This window comes from Amycolatopsis halotolerans (assembly GCF_042647905.1).
Classification (GTDB): Bacteria; Actinomycetota; Actinomycetes; order Mycobacteriales; family Pseudonocardiaceae; genus Amycolatopsis; species Amycolatopsis halotolerans.
In genome coordinates, this window is sequence record NZ_JBHRWI010000056.1 from 49,061 (window position 1) to 68,663 (window position 19,603).

The window sequence follows — 19,603 nt, forward strand, 5'->3', positions numbered from 1 at the left end:
AGACGAAGATCACAAAGAGAACCACGGCACAGCACCGAAATTTCCGGCCGCCGCGACGGCAATTCTGCCCTCGCGCCCGCCGTCGGATCAGGCCGCGCGAATCCGTCGAATGTGCCCGGCGACACTCCGGCGGGGGCTCCCCTCCCCGCCGCGTCGCACCGGCCGCACCACTGGCTCGCCGCCACGACGGCGGCGGGGCGCGCCCCCGGTCCACGCGGACCGGGGGAACCGAAACCCGTTTAGACAGCCCGTTTCTTCAGCTTGCGACGTTCCCGTTCGGACAGTCCGCCCCAGATGCCGAAGCGCTCGTCGTGCGCCAGCGCATACTCGAGACAGTCGTCCTTGACCTCGCAGCCAAGGCAAATCCGCTTGGCCTCGCGGGTCGAGCCGCCCTTCTCGGGGAAGAACGCCTCCGGGTCGGTCTGCGCGCACAGGGCGCGCTCCTGCCAGTCCTGCTCCTCGGGGACGTCGAAAAGGTCGGTCAGATCCCCGAGCTGCTGCTCCGGGTTCTCTCCCCAACCCACGACGTGCCCCCATTCCCTGTTGTCCGCTTCCAACCGCACGTCCGCCTCCTCGCTCCTACGCACTCCCCAGGCTGGCGGTGGTGAAACGACACCCGCTGCCCCCTCCGACAGCGAATGACATCACTGTGATTACACCTGTGTAGGTCGGCCAGGTCAAGCCGAGTAGCGAGTTCGGGGGATCTCTGTGCCCGGGTGCGCAAGGGGACACGCCGAAGACTTCACACCGGGCATACGGAAGACTGGTGGGGTGCAGAGATCAGCAGTGCGTCCGAGCCCGATCTTCCTCGGCATCCTCGCCGTCGCCGTCGCCGGTGGTTTCCTGGCCGCATACGGTGATTCCACGACTCTTCTCGGTTCCCGCGACCCGATGTTCATCGCGGGCGTCGTGCTCCTCGTCGCGGGCGGCTGGATGACGTCGCTGACGCTCCACGAGTTCGGGCACGCCTTCGTCGCCTTCCGCGGCGGTGATCACGAGATCGCTCACAAGGGGTACCTCTCGCTGGACGTCCGGCGTTATGCCGACCCCGTCCTGTCCTTCGTGCTTCCGCTGATCTTCTTGCTGATCGGCGGCATCCCGCTGCCCGGCGGCGCGGTGTGGATCAACCGCGGCGCGCTGCGCAACCGCGCGACCGCGTCGTGGACCTCGCTGGCCGGCCCGCTCAGCAACCTCGCCGTCGGAGCCGCGCTGTGCCTGGCGACGATGCTGATCCCGATGGCGGCCGGCCTCTTCTACGCGATGTCCTACCTCGCGCTGCTGCAGATGATGACGTTCCTGATCAACATTCTCCCGGTGCCGGGCCTGGACGGCTGGGGCGCGCTCGAGCCGTACCTCTCCCCGCAGGCGCGGGCGTTCGGCGCGCGGGTGCGGCCGTGGGCTCCGCTGGTGCTGTTCGCGCTGTTCTTCCTTTTCCGGCCGGTGTCGGATCTGCTCTGGACGATCGCCGGGCACATCTACGCACCGCTCGGCGGCAACGCGTCCGCGGCCTTCATCGGGCAGAGCGCGTTCCTGTTCTGGCACTGAGGGCTCAGGCCCACTGCCGGTGGGCCATGAGCCAGGCGTGCGCGCGCTTCCATACTTTTTTCAGTCCGGAGCGCTCGCCGAGGTAGTCGCCCGCCGCGCCGACCACCGGCAGCATCCCGAGTGCCCGATGGAACCACCGGCCGCGCGGGCGCTTCTCGAGTTCGCCGGTGATCCCCCACAGCGACTTGCCGAGGTGCCAGAGGGTGGTGGCGACGGCTTTCGCGGTCACCTTGCCGTGTTTGCGATGGGATTCGTCGAGTTCCTCGGTGAGCCGCGCGGTCTCACTGTCCTCTGCGGACTGCGCGGACTTGTCGCGGCTGGCTCCCGCCGCGAGGTCGGCGTCGATGTCCCGCTCGAAAAGCACCGCGGCGATCAGCCGGACGCGGCTGCCGACGTCGGTCACGCCGTACTCCCCCGCGATCGCGCACAGCACCAGCCCCTGCGACGCGGCGCCGAGGGTGTCCTGCACCGGCAGCCGGTCGGCGAGCGCGCCGCCGAGTCCGGGGATGGAGGTCAGCAGCGAGGTGAGCCTGCCGACCCGGTTGACCCACCAGCTCGCCCGCTGGTCGATGTCCATCGCCGCCCAGCCCGCGGTGCCCGGCACCTTCACCGTCGTCAGCGCGTGGAGCATTTTCTTCTTGAACCCGGCGTCGGAGAATTCGCCCTCGCCGCGCCGGGCCCGCGCCTGCAAACCGAACGGGTCGGCCTCGCGCAGGGCGTCGATCATCGGAGCGCAGGCGCGGACGAACGGGCGCAGAATCGCGACGACCTGACGGTCCGAAATGGCCTCAGACACGGGTGTCTCCCTTCGCCGCGGCCCGTCCCAGCCCGCCGCCGAGGACCAGCGCGGCGGGCAGTGCGCTCGCGCCGAGCAAAAGCAGCGCGCGCCAGTCCTGGACGAGCACGACGTCGCCGCCCGGACCGAACAGGCCGACCCCGAACACGACGAGTACCCACACCAGCAGCGGCACGAACGACAGCCCGGGCCGGACGAGTTTCCCCGCGGTCAGCACGAGCCACGGCGTGGTGACCGCTCCGACGAGCGCGGTGACCGGCATCGGCACCTCGCCGAGCGGGCCGAGCCGCAGCGGGAGGAAGAACAGTTCGAGCAGCGCCAGCACGACCGCGTCGAACGCCAGCAGCACCAGCATCAGCCACTGGTCCCGAGTGAGCGGGGCGGGCGGGGCGGACACGGTCACCACCCGCCGAACAGATCGGTCTCGGCGCCGTGCGCGTCGCCGCGGGCGAGCACGAAGTACTCGGCGGACGGGATCGGCTGCGCGATGCTGTTGGTGAGCGCGAAGTGCGCGACCCCGCCGTCGACCACGGTCAGCTGGGTTTCGTGCGCGCGCAGTGCCGCCAGCTTCGCCTGCCGGTGCGCGGAGATGTCGACCACGGTGGTGATCTTGCCGTCCGGAGTGGACGGAAGCTCGCCGTCGGCGGCCACCCGGAACGGTGATGTCCCGTCGGCGCGCAGTTCGGCGAGGCCGACGGTGAGCGCGGCCTCGGACTGGACCACGTGGAAGACCCGCTCGACCGACGGGGCGTCCGGAGCCGCCGCCATGGTGATCTCGTGCGCGCGGATGTGGTCGGGATGGCCGTAGCCGCCGAAGGAGTCATAGGTGACGACCACCTGCGGGGCGAAGTCGTCGATGAGTTCGCGCAGCTGAGCGGTCTGCTCCGCCGCCGAACCGCCGGTGAACGCCCGCGGATGCCCGGCGGCGGGCGTGCCCGCCATGCCCGAATCGCGCCACCGGCCGATGCCGCCGAGGTACTCGTGCCGGGCGAGGCCGAGCGCGGCGGCCGCGGCGGCCATTTCCCCGGACCGGTATCCGCCGAGCTGGTCGGCCTCCGCCGCGACGAGCCGCGCGAGCCGCGGCGGGACGATTTCGCCCTCTTCGCCGAGCGTGCAGGTCACGACGCACACCTCGACGCCCTCGGCCGCGTAACGCGCGATGACCCCGCCGGTGGCGATGCTTTCGTCGTCCGGGTGCGCGTGGACCAGCAGCAGCTTCCGCTTCACGCCCTCAGGTTAGTGACCGTCGCGTCCGCGCCCGGGACGCCGACCCCCGGCGCGGCGTTCCGGAATGGAATCCGCGGCGTGCACGGGAAAATGCATTGGCATCCCACTAAGTCGGACCAGCGTCCCGAACCGTGGGCGTTCCCTTCCGCGGAACGTTCCGCGGTTCGGAATGCGCGGGCAAGGACGCAAGATGCTCGGAACACCCACCGAGTACCGGTCGCCGTCCGGGCAGTCCTGCCCGTGCCCGGCGGCGGGCGCATTCTTTCGCTTCACGAGATCGGACCAATTTCTTGTCACTTCGGGTTCGTCGCGGCCGTGTGACTACTCCATTAGCTGGGGTACCGCACACGGAACGGGGCGGTTATTGTCCGCCGGGCCGGTCGGCCCACTGGACTGAAGCACCACCCGAACCGGTCCCGAATTTCCGTGATCAACTACTAACCGTAGTCGATCAAGTGCGGAAACCACGGTGCAACCAGGGGGCACGAGATATCTGTTCCGCAACGATCTCACTGAGAGTGTCCGGATCGATAGGTTTGCCGTCTGTCCAATGCCTAAGTTTCACGGCTACGGTGAGCAACGCGATACCGATCGGTGCTTGCGCGTCAGGAAGAGCCGCCTCGCAAACCCGCGACGGCGTCGAGCAAGGAGAATGAATGTTAGTGACGACTAGGTCGCGCGCCGCCAAACTCGGCGCGTTCGTCGCGGGCGCGGCCCTTCTGCTCTCCGCATGCGGTGGTGGCGGAGGCGGCAACAGCGCGGTTCAGACCGGGCAGGCATTCGCCGACTGCGACAAGAACCCGAATACCTGCAACGCGGCGCAGGCCGATCAGCTGCAGACCGGCGGCGACGTCACCTTCGCGATCGAGAAGAACGTGCCGAACTGGAACGTGACCTCGGCCGAGGGCAACGTCTTCGAAACGGGCATGGTCACCAAGGGCATCCTGCCCTACACCTTCTACGCGACGCCCGACCTCAAGCCGGTCCTGAACAAGGACTTCGTCGAGTCCGCCGATCTCAAGGACCCGAAGACGATCGTCTACAAGATCAACCCGAAGGCGTCCTGGTCGGACGGCACGCCGCTGTCGGCCGACGACTTCATCTACAACTGGAAAGTGCAGAACGGCAAGGACTGCGCGGACTGCTCCCCCGCCGACACCTCCGGCTACGACCAGGTCACCTCGGTCGTCGGCTCGGACGGCGGCAAGACGGTGACCGCCACCCTCGCGAAGCCGTTCACCGACTGGAAGAAGCTCTGGGGCTCGGCGGGCGCGATGTACCCGGCGCACCTGGCCAAGCAGCACGGCGACACCAACACCCCGGCCGGCCTCGCGTCGTCCTACAAGTGGTTCGGCACGACCCTCCCGACCTGGTCGGGCGGCCCGTGGAAGATCTCGAAGTTCGTCAACAACCAGTCGATCACCGAGGTCCCGAACGAGAAGTACTGGGGCGAGAAGCCGAAGCTGAACAGCGTCATCTTCCGCATCATCACCGACGCGACGCAGGAACCGACCGCACTGCAGAACAACGAAGTGCAGGTCATCTACCCGCAGCCGCAGGTCGACCTGATCAACCAGGTCAAGAACATGCCGAACATCTCCTCGTACATCGGCCTCGGCCTGACCTGGGAGCACTTCGACTTCAACCTGAAGAGCCCGGCGCTCGGCGACAAGACGCTGCGCCAGGCCCTCTACACCGCGATCAACCGCAAGGACATGATCGCCAAGACCGTCGGCCAGTTCACCAACAAGGTCGAGCCGCTCAACAACCACAACTTCATGCCCCAGCAGGAGGGCTACAAGGACGTGGTGAGCTCGACCGGTCAGGGTTCCGGTGACGTCGAGAAGGCCAAGAAGATGCTGACCGACGCCGGCTACAAGCTGAACAACAACCAGCTGTCGGACCCGAGCGGCAAGGCCGTCCCCGAGCTGCGCATCCGCTACACCGTCGGCAACCAGATCCGGCAGAACGAGTGCGAGCTGTTCGCGCAGACCGCGGCTCAGCTGGGCGTCAAGGTGAAGGTCCAGTCCACCGACGACCTCGGCCAGACCACCACCAGCGGCGACTACGACGTCATCGTGTTCGCGTGGGTCTCCTCGCCGTTCGCGATCGGCGGCGCGAAGCAGCTGTGGGGCACCGGACAGGGCAGCAACTACGGCAAGTACACCAGCAAGCAGGTCGACGACCTGATGGACCAGGCCAGCGCCGAGCCCGACCAGACCAAGGCGGCGGACCTGCTCAACCAGGCCGACCAGCTCATGACCAACGACGCGTACGTGCTTCCGCTGTACCAGAAGCCGACCTTCATCGCCTCGTCGGACAAGATCGCGAACATCCGCAACAACTCGACGCTCGACGCTCCGGTGTACAACATGTCGGAGTGGGGCATCCGGAAGTGATCAACGACCGGTAGATTCCCGCGGGACACCCGGTGAAGGGCCGGCCGAAGCTGCCGGCCCTTCACCGTATCCGCGAACGAATGCCCTTTTAGTTCCCGAACACCACGATTGCCCCGTTACGTCGCCAAGGCCCTGCCACCACGAGCGGCGGGCGCCGGCAGAACACCGTCCAGAGCAGGAAGACCTCCATGCTTGCCTTCGCACTGCGCCGGCTTTTCGTCTCGGTGCCGATCCTCATCGTGTCGACGTTCGTCGTCTTCGTGATGGTGTCGCTTTCGGCCAACCCGTTGACCCCGCTGATCGCGAGAAACCCGCCGCCGCCCCCTCGCACCATCGAGCTCGAACGCATCCGGCTGCATCTCGACCAGCCGATTCTCGAGCGATACTGGCACTGGATCACCGGCGTGCTCCACGGTGATTTCGGCCCCTCGGTCCAGTCCACCATGAACATCGGCAGCGAGGTGTTCGGCCGCTTCGGCGTGACGCTGCGGCTGATCGTGCTCGCCATGGTGGTGGCGCTGATCCTCGCCGTGCTGATCGGCGTGATCAGCGCGTCGCGGCAGTACTCCAAGTTCGACTACACCGCGACCTTCTTCGGCTTCCTCTTCCTGTCGATGCCGTCGTTCTGGTTCGCGCTGGTGCTGAAGCAGATCGGCATCTCGATCAACACGACGGTCGGCGACCAGGTCTTCTACACCATCGGGTCCTCGTCGGTGGTCGCCGCGGGCGGGTTCTGGGCCCAGTTCGGCGACGTGCTCGGCCACCTCATCCTGCCGACGATCTCGCTGGCGCTGACCAGTTACGCGGCCTGGAGCCGGTACCAGCGCGCCTCGATGCTCGAGGTGCTCAACAGCGATTACGTCCGCCTCGCGAGGGCCAAGGGCCTGCCGCGCTGGACGGTGACGCGCAAGCACGCGCTGCGCAACGCGCTGATCCCGCTGACCACGGTGACCGCACTCGACATCGGCTCGATCCTCGGCGGCGCCGTCGTGACCGAGACCGTGTTCCAATGGCAGGGCGCGGGCGCTTTCCTGCTGGACGCGATCAAGCGAAGCGACGTGTACGCGGTGGAGGCCTGGCTTCTCATCGCGGCCACGTTCATCATCCTGCTCAACTTGGTCGCCGATCTGCTCTACGGCCTGCTCGACCCGAGGATCCGCTATGCCTAACGACGCAATCCCCACTCCGCCCACCACGCTGGGCGGCGCTCGGTTCGCTCCGGACGACCCGCAGACCCCGAAGGGCGCGCCGGAACGCGAGTTCACGGTCAAGGAGCGCAGCCAGGCGCAGCTGGTTTTCCGGCGGTTCCTGCAGCACCGGCTCGCGATGATCAGCCTCGTCGTGTTCGTGCTGATCATCCTGTTCGCCTACGTGGGCGCGGCGATCTGGAAGTACGACGCCGGAGCCATCACCGAACAGAACTCGGCCCCGCCCTCGGGCGACCACCCGTTCGGCACCGACGCGGTCGGCCACGACACCCTCGCGCAGGTGATGCGCGGGACCCAGATCTCGCTGCAGATCTCGATCCTCGTCGCGATCTTCGCGACCGTCGTGGGCACTGTGTGGGGCTCGGTCGCCGGGTATTACCGCGGCTGGCTCGACACGGTCCTGATGCGCATCGCCGACCTCGTGCTCACGCTGCCGCTGCTCGCGGTCGCCGCGGTGCTCGGCCACCAGTCCGGCGGCACGTGGTGGCTGATCGCGGTCGTCATCGGCGGCCTCTACTGGGCGTACGTGTCCCGGGTGGCCCGCGGCGTCGTGCTTTCCTTGCGCGAGAAGGAGTTCGTCGAGGCGTCGAAGGCGCTCGGCGCGAGCGACAGCCGGATCATCTTCCGGCACCTGGTGCCCAACGCACTGGGCGCGATCATCGTCAACCTGACGATCCTCGTGTCGATCGCCATCCTGCTCGAGACGGCGCTGTCGTTCCTGGGCTTCGGCGTGCAGCCGCCGGACACCTCGCTCGGCCTCCTGGTGAGCAGCGCGCAGACCGCGATCGACACGCGGCCGTGGCTGTTCTACTTCCCGGGCATTTTCATCATCCTGATCGCACTGACGATCAACTTCATCGGGGACGGCCTGCGGGACGCGTTCGACCCCCAGCAGACGAAGGTGCGCGCATGACCCAGAACGTCTCCGACGGACGCGGCGGCGATCCCGTCCTCGTCGTTGAGGACCTGACCGTGCAGTTCCCGACCAGCGAGGGCGTGGTCAGCGCCGTGCGCGGCGTGAACTACCAGCTCCGTCGCGGCGAGGTGCTCGGCATCGTCGGCGAATCCGGCTCCGGGAAATCGGTCACCTCGCTCGCGGTGATGGGCCTGCTGCCGAAGACCGCGAAGGTGTCCGGCTCGATCCGGTTCGGCGGGAAAGACCTGCTGAAGTGCAACGAGAAGGAACTGAACAAGGTCCGCGGCAAGGGCATCGCGATGGTCTTCCAGGACCCGATGACGTCGCTGAACCCGGTGTACACCGTGGGCGACCAGATCGCCGAGGCGATCACCGCGCACCACGACGTGCGCAAGGACGTCGCGAAGAAGCAGGCCATCGAACTGCTCGACCTGGTCCGCATCCCGAACCCGACGCAGCGCGCGGACGAGTACCCGCACCAGCTGTCGGGCGGCATGCGCCAGCGCGTCGTGATCGCGATCGCGATGGCCAACAACCCGGACGTGATCATCGCGGACGAGCCGACCACCGCGCTCGACGTGACGGTGCAGGCGCAGATCCTCGAGGCGCTGCAGGCCGCGCAGAAGGAAACCGGCGCGGCGATGGTGCTGATCACGCACGACCTCGGCGTGATCGCGGGCCAGGCGGACCGGGTGCACGTGATGTACGCGGGCAAGGTCGTCGAGTCCGGCACGGTCGACGACATCTTCTACAACCCGCGCATGCCGTACACGCTGGGCCTGCTCGGCAGCCTGCCGCGACTGGACGTGAAGACCGAACGGCTCACGCCGATCACCGGTTCGCCGCCCGCGACGCAGAACATGCCGCCGGGCTGCCCGTTCAGCCCGCGCTGCCCGTTGTCCCAGCCGATCTGCGACGAGGAGGAGCCTGAGCTCGTCGCGGGTCCGAACGGCCAGCACGCGGCCTGTCACTTCACCGAGCAGGTCGTCGGGAAGGACCCGGCCGAGCTGTTCAGCGCCACCTCGGCCGACGCGGCGGCCGTCCCGGTCGCCGTGGACGCCGCCGCGACCGACACGGAGACGAACCGATGAGCGAGGCCACGACGGCGCGGGAGCCCGTCCTCTCCGCGCAGAACCTGGTGAAGCACTTCCCGATCCGCGGCGGCGGCCTGATCCGCCGCGTCTCGGGCGCGGTGCAGGCGGTGTCGGACGTGTCGTTCGACATCTACCCGCACGAGACGCTCGCACTGGTCGGCGAATCCGGCTGCGGCAAGTCGACCACGGCCCGGATCGCGCTGGCACTGCAGCCGCTCACCGGCGGCAAGGTGACCTACGAGGGCAAAGACCTCGCGACGATGAGCAAGCGCGAACTGCAGCGGCTGCGGCGCAGCATGCAGATCGTGTTCCAGGACCCGTACGCCTCGGTCGACCCCCGGCTGCCGGTGAACGAGATCATCGCCGAACCGCTGCGCATCCACGGCCTGTACGACAACGGCGGCAAGCAGCAGGTCCGCGACCTGATGAAGACCGTCGGCCTGCGGCCCGAGCACGGCAACCGGTTCCCGCACGAGTTCTCCGGCGGTCAGCGCCAGCGCATCGGCATCGCCCGCGCGCTCGCGTTGAAGCCGAAGGTGCTGGTGCTGGACGAGCCGGTGTCCGCGCTGGACGTCTCGATCCAGGCCGGCGTGCTCAACCTGCTGAAGGACCTGCAGGCGGAGCTCGGCTTGTCGTACCTGTTCGTCTCGCACGACCTTTCGGTGGTGCGGCACGTGGCGGACCGGATCGCGGTGATGTACCTGGGCAAGATCGTGGAGACCGCGCCGTCGGAGGAGCTGTTCGAGACTCCGGCGCACCCGTACACGCAGGCGTTGATCTCGGCGATCCCGGTGCCGGACCCGCGCAAGGAGCGGACGCGGCAGCGGATCGTCATCACCGGTGACGTGCCCAGCCCGGCCAACCCGCCCTCGGGCTGCCGGTTCCGCACCCGGTGCCCGAAGTTCGCCAACCAGCTGGACGACGCCGGGCGCGAGAAGTGCAAGACGGAGGAACCCGCCTTGGTGGACCGCGGCCACGCGCACCCGGTGGCCTGCCACTTCGCGGAAAGCCTGCAGCTGATCTGACGCACCGGACGAAAAGGGGCCTCGCACTTACCTGTGCGAGGCCCCTTTTCGCATGTCCGACCGGTTCGGCGGGGCTTGCGCCCCCAACGGGGTTTCTCTGTGGTGCGGTGTGGTGGCGGGATCGCTGCAGCGGTGCACCGCCTGGCGAGACGGGCTGCGTGGCTCGGTTCCCGCGAAAGGTCCGTGAGGGGAACCCTGAGGGAATCAGAGTCCGTGAGGGTTCCCCTCACGGACCTTTCGCGTGCATCGCGCGCCAGGCCCGTCGGCCCGGGCGAGAACCCTGCGCACTACCGAGAAAACCCCAATGTGGCGTTCGGTGCATCCCACGCACCCAATGCCACATTGGGGCGGGCTCAGGTGGCGCCGCGGGTCCAGTTCACGGCGGAGCCGAACGGGCCCTGCATCGGCGGACCCGGCGTCAGGCCGGAGATTCCCTTGCCTACCGCCAACGTCTCGGCTTCCTGGAACAGCGGGATCGCGACATTCTGGGACCACAGTTGCGATTCCAGCGTCTTGAGCGAATCGGTGACCGTCGCCGAGCCGGTCAGCGCCGAGTCGATCGTCGCTTGCAGGCCCTGATCGCACAGTCCGGCGGGATTGGCCGGCACCACGGGTTTGGTCTTGTCCGCGGGGGGCAGTTCGGGCGCGCAGCCGTAGTTGGACGCCAGGACCGTCGCCGGGTCGCCGCCCACTGGCTGGCCCACTACGGCGATGTCGACGCCCACCGTGCTGTTCGAATCCGGGCTCGCCTGTTGTCTTCCGTTCACCACCGGCATTGCCAGCAGCGACGAGTATAGGTCGCGCGGCTGCGGTTTGATCTGGTTGACCTCGATCCCGCCCGCGACCAGCTCCGAGGCGAGTTCCTTCGCGATCGACGCGTACGGTTCCTGTTCCCCTGGCGACGCGAGCACGATCGACAGCGTCTTGTTTCCCTTGCGCCACACGCCGGCTTCCTTCTTGTACCCGGCGGCGGTGAAGTACTGCTCAGCCTTGGTCGCGTCCGGAGCCGACGGCGGGCCAGCGGGAATGGTTGCGGCGTAGCCCTTCGCCGAGGGCGGGAGGACCTGCGCGTCCGCCTTCAGCGTCGCGGACGGGCCGCCCTTCGCTCCGGCGGAGATCAGCTTTCCGCGGTCCAGCAGCGAGGCGATGCCCGCGCGAACCTGGGGTTCAGACAGCGTCGCGCTGACCGGGCGCAGCAGTACCGACGCGGTCAGCGGGCGCGGCACGGTGTGCAGCTGGACCGCCGAGCCCAGGTCGTTCAGCAGCTGCAGGCCGGTGGAATCGGTGTGGGTCAAGGAAAACTGGTCGTTGCCGCTGCGCAGGGCGGTCGCGATGCCGGACGCGTCCGAGCGGCGCAGGATCAGCGTGTCGACCGCGGCTGGCTTCTCCCAGTACCGGTCGTTGCGCTGGAGAGTCGCTTCGCCGCGGGCGGTGTCGATGGTCTTGATCGCGAACGGACCGGCTACCGCGGGGAAGCTGGTCGCGAGCGCGTTCGTCCAGCCGCCGGGCGAGTCCTTGAGCAGGTGCTGCGGCAGCAGATTGTCGAACAGTGTCTGCCAGGCCGGGTACGGCTTGCTGAAGGTGACCTCGACGCCCTTGCCGCCGTCGCGGGATTCGATGTCCGAGATCAGCCGGTAGCCCGCCGGGTCGATCACGCCGGGGTTCGTCTTCATCGCGTTGGCGAGGTAGATGAAGTCCTCGGTGGCGATCGGGGCCCCGTCGGACCACGAGGCGTCCGGGCGGATCACGTACTTCACCGTGAACGGCACCTGCGACACGACCTCGGCCGAGACCATCAGCGTCTTGTCGAGGGTGCGCGCGCCGTCGTCGGACTGCCGGAACACCGAGGGCAGCAGCAGTTGCGACAGGGCTGTGGTGATCGTCGAGGCGTCCGCGATGCTGTGCGGGTTGTAGCCGCCGACCACGTCGTCCACGCCGACCACGATCTGCGACAGCGCCGCCGCGCTGGTCGTGCTCGACGGCGGAGCAGACGTGACCACCGGGGGCGGCGGGGTGTTCGAACACGCGGCGAGCAGTACTCCCGCCAGCGCGAGCACCGGCCCCAGCCGGCGTCCGAATCGCACGCTCGTCCTCCTGAAAGTTCCCGCCGCGCTCCGTGGTCCGAGCGGACATGCTGCCATGACAGGGCGGGGGCCGGCATCGAGATTCCCACATCGGCCGCCTCTCCGTGACATCGGAGTGGATACCGCCATAAGAGTGGACGCACGAACCGCTGCCGGGGTTCACGCGAAAGGGCGCCTCCCGGAACGGGAGGCGCCCTTTTTCACCTTCGCGAGGTTCAGCTGTTGTTGTCGCGGCTCTTGGCCCGCGAGCGCTCCTTGGCGCGGGTGTTGATGTCGAGCGTGACCTTGCGGACCCGCACGACCTCCGGCGCGACCTCGACGCATTCGTCGCTCGCGCAGAACTCCAACGCCTCTTCGAGGCTGAGCTTGCGCGGGCGGGCCAGCGTCTCCATCACGTCGGCCGAGGACTGCCGCATGTTGGTGAGCTTCTTTTCCTTGGTGATGTTGATGTCGAGGTCCTCGAACCGCGGGTTCTCGCCCACGACCATGCCCTCGTACACCTCCGCGCCGGGCTCGACGAAGAACGTGCCGCGGTCGGCGAGCTGGATCATCGCGTACGCGGTGATCGGGCCCGAACGGTCTGCGACCAAGGAACCGCTGTGCCGGGTGCGGATCTCGCCCGCCCACGGGAAGTAGCCCTCGAACACGTGGTTCGCGATGCCGGTGCCGCGGGTTTCGGTGAGGAAGTCGGTGCGGAAGCCGATGAGGCCGCGCGACGGCAGCACGTAGACCAGCTTGATCCGGCCGGTGCCGTTGCCGCTCATGTCCTCCATGCGGCCCTTGCGGGACGCGAGCAGCTGCGTGATCGCGCCGAGGTGCTCCTCGGGCGAGTCGATGTACAGCCGCTCGAACGGCTCGTGCAGCTTGCCGTCGATCGTGCGCAGCACCACCTGCGGCTTGCCGACGGTCAGCTCGAAGCCCTCGCGGCGCATCTGCTCGACCAGGATGGCCAGCGCCAGCTCGCCTCGGCCCTGCACCTCCCAGGTGTCCGGGCGCTCGGTCGGCAGGACGCGGATCGAGACGTTGCCGATCAGCTCCTGGTCGAGGCGGGCCTTGACCAGCCGCGCGGTGACCTTGTCGCCGCCGTTGCGCCCGGCCAGCGGCGAGGTGTTGACGCCGATGGTCATCGAGATGGCGGGCTCGTCCACGGTGATCCGCGGCAGCGCGACCGGGTTCTCCGCGTCGGCGAGGGTGTCGCCGATGGTGATGTCCGGGATGCCCGCGATCGCGACCAGTTCGCCGGCGCTGGCCTCGGCCGCCGGGACGCGGGTGAGCGCCTCGGTGACGAGCAGCTCCGAGATCCGGACGTTCTGCACGGTGCCGTCCTCGCGCATCCAGGCCACGGTCTGGCCCTTGCGCAGCTTGCCGGCGTGGATGCGGATCAGCGCGATGCGGCCGAGGAAGTTCGACGCGTCGAGGTTGGTGACGAGCGCCTGCAGCGGGGCGTCCAGGTCCGCGGCCGGGGCCGGGACGTGCTGGAGCAGGGTCTCGAACAGCGGGTCGAGGTTCTCGCTGTCGGGAAGGCCGCCATCCTCGGGCTGCTCCAGCGACGCCTTGCCGGCGCGCGCGGAGGCGTAGACGACGGGGAGGTCGAGGATCGCGTCGAGGTCGGCGTCCTCGATGTCGCCCGCCAGGTCGAGCAGCAGGTCGTGGGTCTCCTCGACGACCTCGGAGATCCGCGCATCCGGCCGGTCGACCTTGTTGACCAGCAGGATCACCGGCAGCTTCGCCTCGAGCGTCTTGCGCAGCACGAAGCGGGTCTGCGGGAGCGGGCCCTCGCTCGCGTCGACCAGCAGCACGACGCCGTCGACCATGGAGAGGCCGCGCTCGACCTCGCCGCCGAAGTCGGCGTGGCCCGGGGTGTCGATCACGTTGATGGTGACCGTGCCGTCGGCGGTCTGACGGTGGATGGAGGTGTTCTTCGCGAGAATGGTGATGCCCTTTTCCCGCTCGAGCTCACCGGAGTCCATCACGCGGTCGACCAGCTCGGCGCGTTCGGCGAAGGCGCCGGACTGACGGAGCATGGCGTCGACCAGGGTGGTCTTGCCGTGGTCGACGTGGGCGACGATCGCGACGTTGCGCAGGTCGGGCCGGGTCTTGCCGGACGCGCGGCCGGTTTCGACCGCGGTGGCGCTGGCTGCGGGCACGCGAAGACTCCTGAACTTCGAAGAAAAAGGCGGGTGGCACCGCGCGGCGGGTCGGGATGACGGGCGCCGGACACTGCGACCGGCTCTCGCTGACCGGCTTTGGCCACACGCGGACTTCAACCAGGATACCTGTTGGGTTGGTGTGAGGAGCGCCACGCCCCATGATCGGTTAGGCTCACCTAACCTTGTGGGTGTTGTCGCAGCCGGGTTGAGGAGTGTGCGGTGGGCAAGAAGCACGCGGATGATCCCCGGACTGTGGTGCGGAAGCTGATGAAGGCCGGGAAGGTCAAGAAGAAGTGCTGCCGGTCGAAGGACCGGTGCAAGAAGTGTCCGGTTTTGGCGTTGAAGAAGGCTAAGAAGCAGGTGGAGAAGGCTGCTTGAGGCCTTCCGTTGTGGCTCGTCGCCTGGCGGCGACATTGCGCACGTTGGTTGCGTGGGGCACCCCGAAACTTGATTGTGATGACGGTCTGAGGGTGGTTGTCAAGGCTGGAAAGATGCCTTGACAAGCACCCTCAGACCGCATTTTGGCTTCGTATCGGGGTGCGGAGGTGGTGTGGGTGCAACGCTGGCCGGGTGCATCGGCTTCGGTTTGAGCGGTCGGATGCACGGGCTGCGGTTCGCGGGTGGGCCTGGGCTAGCGCCCCAATGTGGCATTGGGTGCATGCGACGCACCGAACGCCACATTGGGTGCGTCAGACGCACCCAATGTGGCATTGGGGCGCATCCCGCCGGCACCAGAACGGGGCAGCCCATGCCGGGGCGGTCCCGTGAACGGGCGGTCCGTGAAGGGCTCCTTGAGGGAATCTAAGTCCAATGCCAGGGACTTAAGGCGGCGCTGCGAACGCGGTTTGCCCAGGTCGGAGGACCTGGGCGGGGCCAGGCGTCCGTGAGGACTTCAAGACCCGGCCACATGGTGACAAATCGGGCATTTCGGCATTGTTAGCGTCCTTTGTGGACGGTCAGCGAGCCGAGGTCACGCGGCTTAAGTCCCTGGCATTGGAATCTAAGTCCGTGAAGGAGCCCCTCACGGACCTCCGAAGGTCGTGAGGGGAACCTTCAGGGACTCAGAGTCCGCGAGGGTGGCCCTCACGGAATTCGCTAGTTGTTGTCCAGGAGTTCGTTCACCAGGTTCAGTTCCGGGGACGTCCTGGTGGGCTGGAACTGGATGATTTCGTAGGTCGCCAACTGGGCGATCGCGAAGGGGTCGGTGGCCAGGATCGCGTCCAGTCGCGCGCGTTCCATGGGGCGGGTGATCAGCACGCCGCCGGTGCGGGGTTTTTGGCCGCCCGACGCTAGGAAGTGGCCGTCTTCGTACTGCTTCGTGAGCCACTCGTTGTGGGCTGGGAGGGCGCGGTCGATTTCCGCTAGCGGAACGATGTACGTGAGCACGACGACGAACATGGTTCGAACCGTAGTCCGGTGCTAGGCTCGCCGCATGCGTTTCCAGAGCACTCAGTGGTGGCCGCCCGTTGGCGGCCCGCTTGCTCTGCGCTGAAAAACCAGCGAAGGCCGCCCCGGTGGGCGGCTTTTTTGTGTCCGCTCCCGGGTCCGAAAGTCCTAGGGAGAGGGAAATCCAATGGTCCAGCTGTCCGGCATCACACCGTCCGGTCACGTTCAGCTCGGCAACCACCTCGGCGCGTTGCGGCGGTGGGCGGCTGAGGGCGGGGCGGACGATCTGTACTTCGTGTCCGATCTCCATGCGATGACTACCGCGCACAATCCGGCGAGGTTGCGGTCGTTGGCGACCGAGCAGCTGGCCGTGCTGGTGGCTGCGGGGATCGCGCCGGAGCGGGTGTTCGTGCAGTCTGATCTTGCTCGGGAGCTCGGGGCGTTGACCTGGGTTTTGGAGTGCACGTGCTCGTACGGCGAGGCGGCGCGGATGATCCAGTTCAAGGAGAAATCCAAGGGGCAAGCGGGAGTTCGGCTCAGTTTGCTCACTTATCCGGTGTTGATGGCGGCCGACATTCTGTTACAGGGCGCGGATGAAGTGCCGGTTGGCGAGGATCAGCGGCAGCATGTCGAGTTGGCTCGCACGCTTGCTCGGCGGTTCAACTCCACGTACGGCGAGGTGTTCGTGGTGCCGGAGGCGACGTTGCCGCCTGCCGGGGCGCGGGTGAAGGATCTGGCCGAGCCGACGCGGAAGATGTCCAAGTCCGCGCAGAATTCCGTGGGCGTGGTGTTCGTCCTGGACGAGCCGGATCAGATTCGGCGCAAGATCCGCAAGGCTCAGACGGACGGGGACTCGGTGCCCGCGTACGACCCGGAGAACCGGCCGGGGATCGCGAATTTGCTGGAGATCCTGGCTGCTTGCGTGGGCGGCGAGCCTGCGGAGCTCGCGGACAAGTATCCGTCGTACGGCGTGCTCAAGGACACAGTCGCCGACGCGGTGATCGAGGAGTTGCGTCCGGTTAGGGAAGGCACGCGCGCGTTGCTCGACGACGTCACCGAGCTGGAGCGGGTCCGCAAGGCGGGTGCGGAGCGGGCGATCGATCGCAGTTCGCACCGGGTGTCCGCGGCGTTGCGGATGGTCGGGGCTGCTTGAAGGGCCTCGTGAGTGCCGGTTCTACTCGGAACCGGCACTCACGAGGGCATGCAGTGCGGGCAGCAGATCCCGGTCCGCCGGAAGCCAGTCCAGATCGTCCAGTTCGTCGTGTCCGACCCAGCGCAGGGCGGTGTGTTCGACCGCTCGCGGCTCGTCGCCGGGAGAAAGCAGCGCGGCGGAGTACACGCGCAGCACTTTTCCGCCCGGCAGCGGGATCTCCGGGCCGACGCGGTCGCCGACGGTGACCACCACGTCCAGTTCCTCGTGGCATTCCCGGGCCAGCGCGAAGGCTTCGGTCTCGCCCTCTTCGACGCGCCCGCCCGGCAGCTCCCACTGGCCCGCGTGATGCGGCGGCCAAGCTCGTTGCTGGGCAAGAAGCTTGCCGTCGCGCACCAGTGCCGCCCCGACGATGACCGCGTCCATGCGCCCAGTCTCCCCCACCGGATTCACCGGTCCGCTCCCGCCCGCCAGGTGACCTCGAACCGCGCGCCGCCGTCGGGCGACTCGCCGACCCGGACCTGGCCGCCTCGGCGGCGCACCGTTTCGGCGACCATCGCCAGGCCCAGCCCGGTTCCGCCGGACGAGCGCGCGCGGTCGTCGGACACCCGATAGAACCGGTCGAACACCTTGCTCCGGTGCTCGGCCGCGATGCCGGGACCGTCGTCGTCCACCACGACTCGGACCTTCGACCGCGAGGCCAGCACGGACACCACGATCTGCCCGGACGCGTACCGGCAGGCGTTGCGCAGCAGGTTGTCCAGCACCAGTTCGACCTCCTGGTGCGCCGCCGACGCCCAAGCCTGCGCCACCGCGCTGCTCACCCGCGTGTTCGGCGTCCCGGACGGCAGCCGCCGCACGGCCGCGCGGACCTCGGACACCACCTCGACCGGTTCCGCGGGCGGCACCTCGCCGGCGTCGGAGCGAGCCAGCGTGAGCAGGCCGTCGAGCAGGCCGGACAGCCGCTCGGACTCCTCGAGGATGTCCGAGAGCGTCTCCTGCGACAGCTCCGGATCGGGATTCGTCACGGCCACCTCGGCCTGCACGCGGATCGACGCGACCGGCGAGCGCAGCTCGTGCGCCGCGTCGCCGGTGAACCTGCGCAGCCGCTGGCTGACCTCTTCCTGACGTTCGAGCAGTGCGTTGAATTCCTCCGCCAGCGCGCGCATTTCGTCGTGCGACGTCGGCAGCGGCAGCCGGGACCCCGGAGGCAGCGCGCGCACCAGCCCGCGCATCCGAGCCACCGGCCGCAGCGCGAGCCGAACGACCAGCCAGGTCGCCAGGCCCGCCACCAGCGCGCCGACCAGCGCGACCACGACCAGCCACAGCCCGCCGTAATGCACTGCGGCGGCGAATCCGACCAGCCCGGCCCCGGCCACGACCAGCCGCTGGCTGCCGTTCGGCGTGCTGACCACCTGGCCGCGCCAGCGCGATCCGTCGGACTGCACCGGCAAACCCGCCTTGAGCTGCGAGACCTCCGGCTCGGTCAGTTTCGGCCGGGCTTGGCCGTCGACCGGAGCGCCGGAAATGTCCAGCACCCGCACGGAAACCGGGTCCGCCGAGGTCAACGGCGTGCCGGTGGAGACCGCACCGGCCGCCGGGACGAGCGCGGCGGTCAGCTCCTCGTCGACCGAGTCAGTGAGCAGCGGGTCGAGCTTGTTGGCCGCCAGCGCGGCGAGGCCGAGCAGGCAGCCGAGGGTGATCGCCGCGGCCAGCACGGTGATCCGGACCTGCAGCGAACGACCGCTCCACCACGACGACGGCGAGCCGGTCACCTGACCTCGTCGAGCTGGTCGTCGGAGGCGAGATAGCCGTGCCCGCGCACCGTCCGCAGGATCGAGCCCGCGCCGACCGCGTCGAGCTTGCGCCGCACGTAACCCACATACACCTCAACGAGATTCCGCGTGACGGCCTGCTCCTCGCCCCACACCGCGCGCAGCAGCTCGTCCTTCGTCACGACCGTCCCGGAACGGCCGACGAGCACCTCCAGCAAGCCGAACTCGCGCGGGCTCAACGGCACTTCCTGACCGTCCCAGCGGACCTGCCGCAACGCCCGGTCGACCTCCAGCGCACCGAGTTTCAGCGCACCGCGTGACGCGTCCGGCCCGGCACGGCGCAGCACCGCCCGCACCTGGGCGACCAGCACGACGAACGAGAACGGCTTCACGAGGTAACCGTCGGCGCCGAGGTCGAGGCCGTCGGCCTGGTCGATCTCGCCGTCCTTCGCGGACACCAGCAGCACCGGCGTGGTCACGTTCTCCGCGCGCAGCCGTTCCAGCACGCGATAGCCGGACAAGCCGGGCAGCATGATGTCCAGCAGCACGACGTCGAACGAACCGGTCCGCGCGAGCTGCAGCCCGGTCGGCCCGTCCGCGGCGGTGACCACGTCCATGTTCTCCGCGCGCAGGCCGCGCTGCAGCGCCTTGCGCACGCCAGGTTCGTCGTCGACCACCAGCACCCGAGGTTTCACGATCCTCATCATGGCCGGTTTGTGCAGTTGACGCGCGTACTCTCAGTGCGATCTCAGCTAGCCGGGCCGAACATTCAGGGGTATCTCAGCCTCGGCGGGGGAACGTCTGCACCGGGAGCCGGGCCCACCAGAGCCCGGGAACACAGGGAGAGA

Annotated in this window: 18 protein-coding genes; 8 read left to right on the forward strand and 10 right to left on the reverse strand. The window is 68.3% G+C overall.

The window, feature by feature from the left end:
• Positions 1 to 239: 239 nt before the first annotated feature.
• Entirely contained in the window at positions 240 to 563 is a 324-nt protein-coding gene (locus ACFORO_RS37260; protein WP_037355639.1) for a WhiB family transcriptional regulator, read from the reverse strand.
• A 223-nt stretch (positions 564 to 786) separates the two neighbouring features.
• Here ACFORO_RS37260 and ACFORO_RS37265 point away from each other — a divergent pair, with 223 nt between their 5' ends.
• A complete protein-coding gene (locus tag ACFORO_RS37265) occupies positions 787 to 1,545 on the forward strand; it encodes a site-2 protease family protein (RefSeq protein WP_377873282.1) in 759 nt (252 codons plus the stop codon).
• A gap of 4 nt (positions 1,546 to 1,549) precedes the next feature.
• On the opposite strand, the gene ACFORO_RS37270 is transcribed toward ACFORO_RS37265, so the two are convergent.
• The 3 genes from ACFORO_RS37270 to mshB are packed head-to-tail and all read right to left on the reverse strand — an operon-like array spanning position 1,550 to position 3,568.
• Positions 1,550 to 2,341, reverse strand: a complete 792-nt coding sequence (locus tag ACFORO_RS37270) for a hypothetical protein (RefSeq protein ID WP_354751024.1) — start codon at positions 2,339 to 2,341, stop codon at positions 1,550 to 1,552.
• Entirely contained in the window at positions 2,334 to 2,696 is a 363-nt protein-coding gene (locus ACFORO_RS37275) for a hypothetical protein (RefSeq protein WP_377873283.1), read from the reverse strand. Before ACFORO_RS37275 ends, ACFORO_RS37270 begins: the two co-directional genes overlap by 8 nt.
• 44 nt (positions 2,697 to 2,740) lie before the next feature.
• Positions 2,741 to 3,568 carry an N-acetyl-1-D-myo-inositol-2-amino-2-deoxy-alpha-D-glucopyranoside deacetylase gene (gene mshB, locus ACFORO_RS37280; protein WP_377873183.1) on the reverse strand — a complete coding sequence of 276 codons (828 nt, stop codon included), beginning with the start codon at positions 3,566 to 3,568 and terminating at the stop codon, positions 2,741 to 2,743.
• 656 nt (positions 3,569 to 4,224) lie between these two features.
• Here mshB and ACFORO_RS37285 point away from each other — a divergent pair.
• From ACFORO_RS37285 to ACFORO_RS37305, 5 genes are all read left to right on the forward strand, one after another.
• Positions 4,225 to 5,967 carry an ABC transporter family substrate-binding protein gene (locus ACFORO_RS37285; protein WP_377873184.1) on the forward strand — a complete coding sequence of 581 codons (1,743 nt, stop codon included), beginning with the start codon at positions 4,225 to 4,227 and terminating at the stop codon, positions 5,965 to 5,967.
• 188 nt (positions 5,968 to 6,155) lie between these two features.
• Positions 6,156 to 7,136 carry an ABC transporter permease gene (locus ACFORO_RS37290; RefSeq protein WP_182889975.1) on the forward strand — a complete coding sequence of 327 codons (981 nt, stop codon included), beginning with the start codon at positions 6,156 to 6,158 and terminating at the stop codon, positions 7,134 to 7,136.
• Positions 7,129 to 8,088, forward strand: a complete 960-nt coding sequence (locus ACFORO_RS37295; RefSeq protein WP_377873185.1) for an ABC transporter permease — start codon at positions 7,129 to 7,131, stop codon at positions 8,086 to 8,088. Before ACFORO_RS37290 ends, ACFORO_RS37295 begins: the two co-directional genes overlap by 8 nt.
• Positions 8,085 to 9,182, forward strand: a complete 1,098-nt coding sequence (locus ACFORO_RS37300; RefSeq protein WP_370934281.1) for an ABC transporter ATP-binding protein — start codon at positions 8,085 to 8,087, stop codon at positions 9,180 to 9,182. The genes ACFORO_RS37295 and ACFORO_RS37300 overlap by 4 nt, the downstream gene beginning before the upstream one ends.
• On the forward strand, positions 9,179 to 10,210 hold the full coding sequence (locus ACFORO_RS37305; RefSeq protein WP_354751028.1) for an ABC transporter ATP-binding protein: 1,032 nt from the start codon (positions 9,179 to 9,181) through the stop codon (positions 10,208 to 10,210). Before ACFORO_RS37300 ends, ACFORO_RS37305 begins: the two co-directional genes overlap by 4 nt.
• Positions 10,211 to 10,563: 353 nt before the next feature.
• Here the strand turns inward: ACFORO_RS37305 and ACFORO_RS37310 are convergent, their stop codons facing one another.
• Together ACFORO_RS37310 and typA are read right to left on the reverse strand one after the other, a co-directional pair.
• The gene (locus tag ACFORO_RS37310; RefSeq protein WP_377873284.1) at positions 10,564 to 12,267 is read right to left on the reverse strand and encodes an ABC transporter family substrate-binding protein; all 1,704 of its coding nucleotides are present in this window, start codon (positions 12,265 to 12,267) and stop codon (positions 10,564 to 10,566) included.
• A gap of 242 nt (positions 12,268 to 12,509) precedes the next feature.
• On the reverse strand, positions 12,510 to 14,441 hold the full coding sequence (gene typA, locus ACFORO_RS37315; protein ID WP_354740074.1) for a translational GTPase TypA: 1,932 nt from the start codon (positions 14,439 to 14,441) through the stop codon (positions 12,510 to 12,512).
• Between the two features lie 222 nt (positions 14,442 to 14,663).
• On the opposite strand from typA, the gene ACFORO_RS37320 reads away from it, so the two are divergent.
• Positions 14,664 to 14,822 (forward strand): hypothetical protein, encoded by a 159-nt coding sequence (locus tag ACFORO_RS37320; protein ID WP_377873186.1) that lies wholly within the window; start codon positions 14,664 to 14,666, stop codon positions 14,820 to 14,822.
• Positions 14,823 to 15,539: 717 nt separating this feature from the next.
• On the opposite strand, the gene ACFORO_RS37325 is transcribed toward ACFORO_RS37320, so the two are convergent.
• Positions 15,540 to 15,842 (reverse strand): YciI family protein, encoded by a 303-nt coding sequence (locus ACFORO_RS37325; RefSeq protein ID WP_377873187.1) that lies wholly within the window; start codon positions 15,840 to 15,842, stop codon positions 15,540 to 15,542.
• Positions 15,843 to 16,017: 175 nt separating this feature from the next.
• Here ACFORO_RS37325 and trpS point away from each other — a divergent pair, with 175 nt between their 5' ends.
• On the forward strand, positions 16,018 to 16,983 hold the full coding sequence (gene trpS, locus ACFORO_RS37330; protein WP_377873188.1) for a tryptophan--tRNA ligase: 966 nt from the start codon (positions 16,018 to 16,020) through the stop codon (positions 16,981 to 16,983).
• 21 nt (positions 16,984 to 17,004) lie between these two features.
• Here trpS and ACFORO_RS37335 read toward each other — a convergent pair whose 3' ends face one another.
• From ACFORO_RS37335 to ACFORO_RS37345, 3 genes are read right to left on the reverse strand one after another with little or no spacing between them, the layout of a single operon-like run.
• Positions 17,005 to 17,406 carry a (deoxy)nucleoside triphosphate pyrophosphohydrolase gene (locus ACFORO_RS37335; RefSeq protein WP_370934275.1) on the reverse strand — a complete coding sequence of 134 codons (402 nt, stop codon included), beginning with the start codon at positions 17,404 to 17,406 and terminating at the stop codon, positions 17,005 to 17,007.
• Between the two features lie 23 nt (positions 17,407 to 17,429).
• Positions 17,430 to 18,755 (reverse strand): sensor histidine kinase, encoded by a 1,326-nt coding sequence (locus ACFORO_RS37340; RefSeq protein ID WP_377873189.1) that lies wholly within the window; start codon positions 18,753 to 18,755, stop codon positions 17,430 to 17,432.
• The gene (locus ACFORO_RS37345; RefSeq protein WP_377873190.1) at positions 18,752 to 19,462 is read right to left on the reverse strand and encodes a response regulator transcription factor; all 711 of its coding nucleotides are present in this window, start codon (positions 19,460 to 19,462) and stop codon (positions 18,752 to 18,754) included. The genes ACFORO_RS37340 and ACFORO_RS37345 overlap by 4 nt, the downstream gene beginning before the upstream one ends.
• Between the last annotated feature and the right edge of the window lie 141 nt (positions 19,463 to 19,603).

Bases quoted from the DNA above. Each gene is read 5' to 3' on its own strand.
- ACFORO_RS37275 (WP_377873283.1), bottom strand. From the start codon at position 2,696: ATGCTGGTGCTGCTGGCGTTCGACGCGGTCGTGCTGGCGCTGCTCGAA.
- ACFORO_RS37290 (WP_182889975.1), top strand. From the start codon at position 6,156: ATGCTTGCCTTCGCACTGCGCCGGCTTTTCGTCTCGGTGCCGATCCTC.
- ACFORO_RS37305 (WP_354751028.1), top strand. From the start codon at position 9,179: ATGAGCGAGGCCACGACGGCGCGGGAGCCCGTCCTCTCCGCGCAGAAC.
- ACFORO_RS37335 (WP_370934275.1), bottom strand. From the start codon at position 17,406: ATGGACGCGGTCATCGTCGGGGCGGCACTGGTGCGCGACGGCAAGCTT.
- ACFORO_RS37285 (WP_377873184.1), top strand. From the start codon at position 4,225: ATGTTAGTGACGACTAGGTCGCGCGCCGCCAAACTCGGCGCGTTCGTC.
- ACFORO_RS37325 (WP_377873187.1), bottom strand. From the start codon at position 15,842: ATGTTCGTCGTCGTGCTCACGTACATCGTTCCGCTAGCGGAAATCGAC.
- ACFORO_RS37345 (WP_377873190.1), bottom strand. From the start codon at position 19,462: ATGATGAGGATCGTGAAACCTCGGGTGCTGGTGGTCGACGACGAACCT.
- trpS (WP_377873188.1), top strand. From the start codon at position 16,018: ATGGTCCAGCTGTCCGGCATCACACCGTCCGGTCACGTTCAGCTCGGC.
- ACFORO_RS37300 (WP_370934281.1), top strand. From the start codon at position 8,085: ATGACCCAGAACGTCTCCGACGGACGCGGCGGCGATCCCGTCCTCGTC.
- ACFORO_RS37295 (WP_377873185.1), top strand. From the start codon at position 7,129: ATGCCTAACGACGCAATCCCCACTCCGCCCACCACGCTGGGCGGCGCT.